4 protein-coding genes are annotated in these 7360 nt (G+C 39.8%); 3 read left to right on the top strand and 1 reads right to left on the bottom strand.

Features of this window, described 5'->3' with window-relative positions; all coding sequences use genetic code 11:
* Positions 1-422: 422 nt before the first annotated feature.
* From F6K06_RS09195 to F6K06_RS09185, 3 genes are all read left to right on the top strand, one after another.
* A complete protein-coding gene (locus F6K06_RS09195) occupies positions 423-1223 on the top strand; it encodes a class I SAM-dependent methyltransferase (protein ID WP_124143946.1) in 801 nt (266 codons plus the stop codon).
* Between the two features lie 885 nt (positions 1224-2108).
* Entirely contained in the window at positions 2109-2525 is a 417-nt protein-coding gene (locus F6K06_RS09190) for a XisH family protein (RefSeq protein ID WP_124143063.1), read from the top strand.
* Between the two features lie 160 nt (positions 2526-2685).
* Entirely contained in the window at positions 2686-3021 is a 336-nt protein-coding gene (locus F6K06_RS09185) for a XisI protein (protein WP_124143062.1), read from the top strand.
* A gap of 409 nt (positions 3022-3430) precedes the next feature.
* Here the strand turns inward: F6K06_RS09185 and F6K06_RS09180 are convergent, their stop codons facing one another.
* Complete coding sequence (locus F6K06_RS09180) at positions 3431-7318, bottom strand: AAA-like domain-containing protein (protein ID WP_287308942.1); 3888 nt, start codon at positions 7316-7318, stop codon at positions 3431-3433.
* Between the last annotated feature and the right edge of the window lie 42 nt (positions 7319-7360).

The following is a 7360-nucleotide window of genomic DNA, read 5'->3' as shown; positions in this document are numbered from 1 at the left end:
ACCGATTTGAAGCCTGTGGAGAAGATAAGTTGCAGACAATAGTCAGTGGTCTTCTGGGAAACAGGAAGCTAGCTCCAAAGCTCATGCAATCATTCATGGGTAAGTTTGGGTAAGTTTAGTAGAACGGAACAAGAATCTATTAACTGGTAAAAGTCCCCCTTTATTGATCCCCCTCCCGTCCCCCTTGGAAAGGGGGAAGCCAGAGGATGCTGCGCTTTTTGTTGAACGGGGGATTTGGGGGGCGCGTGATGTAGCAAATGAGACTTTTCAGACAACCTCTTAAAAAGCGGGGTTTTAGACCAATGTTATTTTGATAACCTGCGTTAACTTTCCTTAACCCAACCAGCAAAACTATAAAGCATTTATTATGCTAAAATATTCTCTATTTTTATACCATATATTATTCTGAATTCCTGAAAAAAATGCAAGACAAAATATTAGCTAAAGAAAGACAATTCCACGATATCTGGGCATCAACTATTGATATAGAAGGTATTCGAGTAGTTGATTATTTTGAAAGTTGTACTGCTCCAGAAAATAGATTTATTCTCCAACAAATGGGGGATTTAACTAATAAATATTTGTTAGATTTAGGCTGTGGTGCAGGGGAAAATAGTGTTTATTTTGCTAAAAAAGGAGTGCGGTGTGTGGCGACTGATTATTCTTCTGGAATGGTGGATGTTGCTGTTAAGTTGGCTGAAACAAATGGGGTACAAATTGAGGGGAAAGTTATGGATGCAATGGCTTTAGAATTTGCCGATAATACTTTTGATTTTGTTTATGCTTCTAATTTACTTCACCACTTACCAAATCCAAAGTTAGCAATTAGAGAAATGCACCGCGTTCTTAAACCTGGTGGTAAAGCTTGTTTTTGGGACCCGTTGAAACATAATCCTGTGATTAATGTTTATCGACGTATTGCTACAAAGGTTAGAACTGAGGATGAAATGCCTCTGGATATTAATCTTGTTAATTTTATTAAATCTCTCTATTCAGAAACAGCTTACGATACTTTTTGGTTGGCAACTTTGTGGATTTTTTTAAGGTTTTATTTAATTGAAAAAGTCGATCCAAATAAGGAACGTTATTGGAAAAAAATTATTATCGAACATCAAAGATTAGAACCAATGTATCGGAAATTAGAAAGATTAGATGGGGTATTAAAAAAGTTGCCTTTGATGAAAAGATTTGCTTGGAATTTAGCAGTAGTTGCAACTAAATAGTGCAGAAGGAAGAAGGAAGAAGGAAGAAGGAAGAAGGAAGAAGGAAGAAGGAAGAAAGGGTTTAGTTAGGGTCTGCTGAATAAAGTCTTTTTGCTCTTTGTAGGAGACAGCTATACTGGAGACAGCTATACTGGAGAAATGGGAATGTAGAGGAGGTAGGAGCAAGAATTGTCTCTCAATTTTTCTGCCATAATCATCCTAAAATACCAGCATGCATGAGCTTTTTCCACCAAAAAGTTGGTACTTTTTTCAACGCTAAAACGCTAAAACCTTTATCTGTAAATACTTTTAGAATTAATCAGCAAGCCCTAGTTATCTAAGAAAGAAGGAAAAATCTCGTGTTGTCTGAGTTTTAAGCTTTCGATTATAGTATAAAATAATATAGTAATCCTATTTTATTTGTGTCAAAAATCTTACTGCTTTTTAGGGAACACTTAACTGGGAACAGGGAACAAGTAAGAGTTTCAGTTTTTTTATTTACTTTTTGATTTGTCACGACCTATTTAGGATTGCTATAGTCAAGTATTGATGTAATATCATGTCCGGATAATTAGTTATAAAAAAACTTTCTCCTTCTTCTCCTGTTGTTCTTCTTTATTACCTCTTTCCTCCTGACTCCTGACTCCTGACTCCTGAGGACTCCGTAGTTATTTATTTATCACTGTTTAACCGGACATGATATAAAATTATGCCAATTTTAAAAAATAATGTTACGAATAGTAAAAGGAATAAAAAGACAAATGTAGGATATGCTCTTTGACAAAAACGATGATTTACGACCTAAAAAACGCTTTAAATAGTATTCATTCTGACTCCTGACTCCTGACTCCTGACTCCTAAGAAATATCCTAGCTATTTGTAGCAAACATTTATCAATTTGGTATTATGCCTGCTAAAGATATCTTCCATGATGCTGTTAAAAACGCTTTAATCAAAGAAAATTGGACAATTACTGATGACCCCCTTTATCTAGAATTTGGTGGTGTTGATATGTATGTCGATCTGGGTGCTGAAAAACTTATTGGCGCTGAAAAAGAGGGAAAACAAATCGCAGTTGAAATCAAAAGTTTTCTTCGACAGTCCCTAATTTCCGAATTTCATAACGCCTTGGGGCAATTTATTAACTATCGAACAGTATTAAGGAGAAATCAACCAGGCAGAACTCTCTATTTAGCTGTGTCTGAAGATGCTTATGAAAGTTTTTTTACTCTTATTTTTACCCAAGTAGTAGTTGAAGAAAATGAAATTAAATTAATTGTCTATGATGCTAAAAAAGAGGTTATTGTTCAATGGAAAAATTAGCTAAATAGGGAACACTTAACTGGGAAAAGGGAACAGATGGGAGTTTCAGTTTTTTGATCTACTCTTTGATTTGTCACAACTTATTTAGGATTGCTATAGTAGTTGAAGAAAATGAAATTAAATTAATTGTCTATGATGCTAAAAAAGAGGTTATTGTGCAATGGAAAAATTAGCTAAATATCGAGAAAATATTAAAAAGATTATTACCGACTATAGTCAATATAAACCATCTTATGGAGAGATAGAAGTACAAGTTATTTTTGATGAAGAACGCGACCATTACCAATTAATAAATGTAGGTTGGCACGGCAATAGACGAGTACGGGGTTGTGTATTACAAATAGATATTAAAAATGAAAAAATTTGGATACAACATGATGGTACAGAAATTGGTATTGCTAGTGAATTAGTAGATTTAGGAGTACCATCGTCAGATATTGTTCTAGCTTTTCACGCACCCTATAAACGAAAATATACAGGTTTTGCTGTGTCTTGAAAAGGAAAAAAAAGACAGTTTCTATGCAAAACTGAACCTACTGTATAATTGTCAACGTTCGGAGGATATTTTGGTAATATAGCAGTGAGCGCTGGTATATTTACAAATTGTAGTAGGGGCAAAAGAGCTAGAAGTCTTATATGATTCCTACGGAATGCTTGCGCAAACGGCAATTTATTCCCCCTGTTCCCTGTTCCCTGTTCCCTGTTCCCTGCGCACAGCGCTATATTTATAATATTATGTCCGGATAATTAGTTATAAAAAAACTTTCTCCTTCAACTCCAGTTGTTCTTCTTCCTTCCCTCTTTTCTCCTGACTTCCCCTCCCCTCCTGGGAGGGGTTAGGGGTGGGTTGGGAGGGGCGAGGGGTGGGTTGACTCCTGACTCCTGAGGACTCCGCCGTTATTTATTTATAACTGTTCAACCGGACATGATATAACACCGTCACACAAATGGCGATCGCTTTCACTAACATTAGGGTTATTTTCGAGGTAGTCGCGCATCCAGTTGCAACCCCATTCATGGAGGCGATCGAATTTCCAAACGTTCCACAATTTTACTGTTTTGTCACCACTAGCAGTTGCGATCGTCTCTCCATCTCGACTAAATGCTACACCATTAACCTCATTCTCATGGCCGGTGAGAGTCTGTAATAATTTCCCTTCTAGGTTCCACAATTTCACTGTTTTGTCACGACCAGCAGTTGCGATCGTCTCTCCATCAGGACTAAATGCTACACCATTAACCTCATTCTCATGGCCGGTGAGAGTCTGCAATAATTTCCCTTCTAGGTTCCACAATTTCACTGTTTTGTCACGACTTGCAGTTGCGATCGTCTCTCCATCCGGACTAAATGCTACACCTCTGAGGGATCTCTCATGGCCGGTGAGAGTCTGCAATAATTTCCCCTGAAGGTCCCACAACTTCACCGTATAATCAGCACTTGCAGTGGCAATAGTCTTTCCATCCGGACTAAAAGCTAAACCAAAGACCCAATCCTCATGGCCGGTGAGAGTCTGCAATAATTTCCCCTGACGGTCCCACAATTTCACCGTATAATCAGCACTTGCAGTGGCAATAGTCTTTCCATCCGGACTAAAAGCTAAACCAAAGACCCAATCCTCATGGCCGGTGAGAATCTGCAATAATTTCCCCTGACGGTTCCACAGTTTTACCGTTTTGTCAGCACTTGCAGTGGCAATAGTCTCTCCATCCGGACTAAAAGCTAAACCAAAGACCCAATCCTCATGGCCGGTGAGAGTCTGCAATAATTTCCCCTGACGGTCCCACAATTTCACCGTATAATCAGCACTTGCAGTTGCGATCGTCTCTCCATCCGGACTAAAAGCTAAACCAAAGACCCAATCCTCATGGCCGGTGAGAGTCTGCAATAATTTCCCCTGACGGTTCCACAGTTTTACCGTTTTGTCAGCACTTGCAGTGGCAATAGTCTCTCCATCCGGACTAAATTCTACACCCCAGACCCAGTTCTTATGGCCGATGAGAGTCTGCAATAATTTCCCCTGACGGTTCCACAGTTTTACCGTTTTGTCAGCACTAGCAGAAGCAATCATCTGGCCATCCGGACTAAATGCTACACTATTAACCAAACTCTCATGGCCGATGAGAGTCTGCAATAATTTCCCCTGACGGTTCCACAGTTTTACCGTTTTGTCAGCACTTGCAGTGGCAATAGTCTCTCCATCCGGACTAAATTCTACACCAAAGACCGCATCCTCATGGCCGGTGAGAGTCTGCAATAATTTCCCCTGACGGTTCCACAGTTTCACCGTTTTGTCAGCACTTGCAGTGGCAATAGTCTCTCCATCCGGACTAAATTCTACACCAAAGACCGCATCCTCATGGCCGGTGAGAGTCTGCAATAATTTCCCCTGACGGTTCCACAATTTCACCGTTTTGTCATAACTTGCAGTGGCAATAGTCTCTCCATCCGGACTAAATGCTACACCCCAGACCCAGTTCTTATGGCCGATGAGAGTCTGCAATAATTTCCCCTGACGGTTCCACAATTTCACCGTATAGTCAGCACTTGCAGTGGCAATAGTCTCTCCATCCGGACTAAATTCTACACCAAAGACCGCATCCTCATGCTCTACCAGAGTCTGCAATAATTTCCCCTGACGGTTCCACAGTTTTACCGTTTTGTCATAACTTGCAGTGGCAATAGTCTCTCCATCCGGACTAAATTCTACACCAAAGACCGCATCCTTATGGCCGGTGAGAGTCTGCAATAATTTCCCCTGACGGTTCCACAATTTCACCGTATAGTCAGCACTTGCAGTGGCAATAGTCTCTCCATCCGGACTAAATGCTAAACCATTGACCTCATCCTCATGTCCCTGAAGACGGTTAAGTTCTCGGTACTTTCCATCATCTATATATATAGCTTGACTCAGAGCATCTATTATCTGCATTTTGCTCTCATCCTGGGGTTGGAATATCTCCCTAGCGAGTGGTAGTTGTTTCGCCGCTCTCAATGCTTGCAACAACCCTTCAAAATATTTGCCAGAGTTAGACAATAATTTAGAGGTAATACTTTTTCCCACTGCTTCTGCTTCTGCCAACTTCAGGTCTGCTATCTGCTTCGCTTCTTCTAATATCTGATTTGCCTTTAACTGAGCATCCAACTTTACCTGCGCTTCCAACTTCTCCAACTCGATCGCCTGTTTCTCCACCTCCTGAGCAGCAGCTAAAAATTGATAGTCGCGATCGCTCAGACTTTTATCCACAGACCACGCTAAAGCATCAGTCAATGCTTGACCCCGTAACAGTCGAGACTCGTCCTGATATTCTGACTCTTCCCAAGCAGTAAATGCTTCTGAGTAGGGACGCAACTTTTCCAACTCTTTTTCTACCCACTGGAGATTAAACACTTCTTGATAAATACGGTTAGCAACCTGCAACCGCTGTTCCTGTTTTACTACTATACCTGTAAGACGGAGTTCCATTTGGTTGGGGTTGTCATTTGCCTGGATGTGGGATTCCCTAACCCCTCCCAGGAGGGGAATATTGGGAGTGTGGGGAGTATCGCTTCTGAGTTCTGAGTTCTGAGTTCTCAGTTCTAAAGTGTGGGGAGTATCGCTTCTGAGTTCTGAGTTCTGAGTTCTCAGTTCTAAAGTGTGGGGAGTATCACTTCTGAGTTCTGAGTTCTCAGTTCTCAGTTCTAAAGTGTGGGGAGTATCACTTCTGAGTTCTGAGTTCTCAGTTCTCAGTTCTAAAGTGTGGGGAGTATCACTTCTGAGTTCTGAGTTCTCAGTTCTCAGTTCTAAAGTGTGGGGAGTATCACTTCTGAGTTCTGAGTTCTCAGTTCTCAGTTCTAAAGTGTGGGTGATTAAAATCTGCTGATACAGACCTAATAACCGACTCGCCCGTTTTTCATTCACCAACAGGCGATCGCGTATTGTCTTTAAATGTTCTGGGTCATCATGTACTTGCCAATTGTCTATTATTCTCTGTCTGAGCAAATTGGCGACCCATTCTGCCTCTTGGTCATCTGGTACAATTTCTGGACTATCCTGAATTAATTTACAAACTTTCTGGGTCAAAAATGGTTGGCCTCCGGTCCAATCTAAAATCACCTCCATCAACTTATTAATATTGGTAGTTTTGTTAATTAAACCTTGTGCTAATGGTTCGACTTCAGCTAACTGAAAACCTGTTAATTTTATGGCTCTACCAATATTAAAAGGAGTACGTTTTTTATCTTTAATTAAATCTGCGGGAGTTGCGACTCCAATCATGGCAAAAGTTAACCTTTGATAATCAGAATTATCTGCCCGTTTATTGTAACAATCTCGGACAAGTGCGAAAAAGTCATCAATGTTAAAAGGTAGGCTGATGGTACTGTCTATTTCATCGATAAAAATTACAATTTGTTGGCAAATAGAAGGCAATAAGTTTTGACTAATAAATTTACTAAACCGTTTGATATTGGAAAGTTTGTTATTGCCTTCCCAAAATTCCTCAATATCAAAATCATCATCTAAATTTAAGGCAGTTAAAATAGTATCAATAATACTGGCGTACCATTCTGAAGGGGTAATATCATAAATGCCAATTTCTGTCATATCAATGCTGACACAGGCAACATTTTCTTGTTTTAAGCGTTGCATTGTTTTGACTCGCAAGCTAGATTTTCCCATTTGCCGGGAGTTTAATACATAGCAAAATTCTCCGTTTTTTAAACCTTGATATAAGTCTTCATCTGCTTGTCTTTTTACATAAGTTTTGGCATGAATTGGCAGACTTCCACCGATGTAGTATTCGTAATTATTCATAGTTAATTTGAAGAAGGAAAAGGGAAGAAGCAAGAAGCAAGA

Origin of the sequence: Okeania sp. SIO1H4, from assembly GCF_010672695.1 — a bacterium.
Taxonomy (GTDB): domain Bacteria; phylum Cyanobacteriota; class Cyanobacteriia; order Cyanobacteriales; family Microcoleaceae; genus Okeania; species Okeania hirsuta.
Note: the sequence above shows the minus strand (reverse complement) of the source record. Positions and strands in the feature narration are given on the sequence as shown.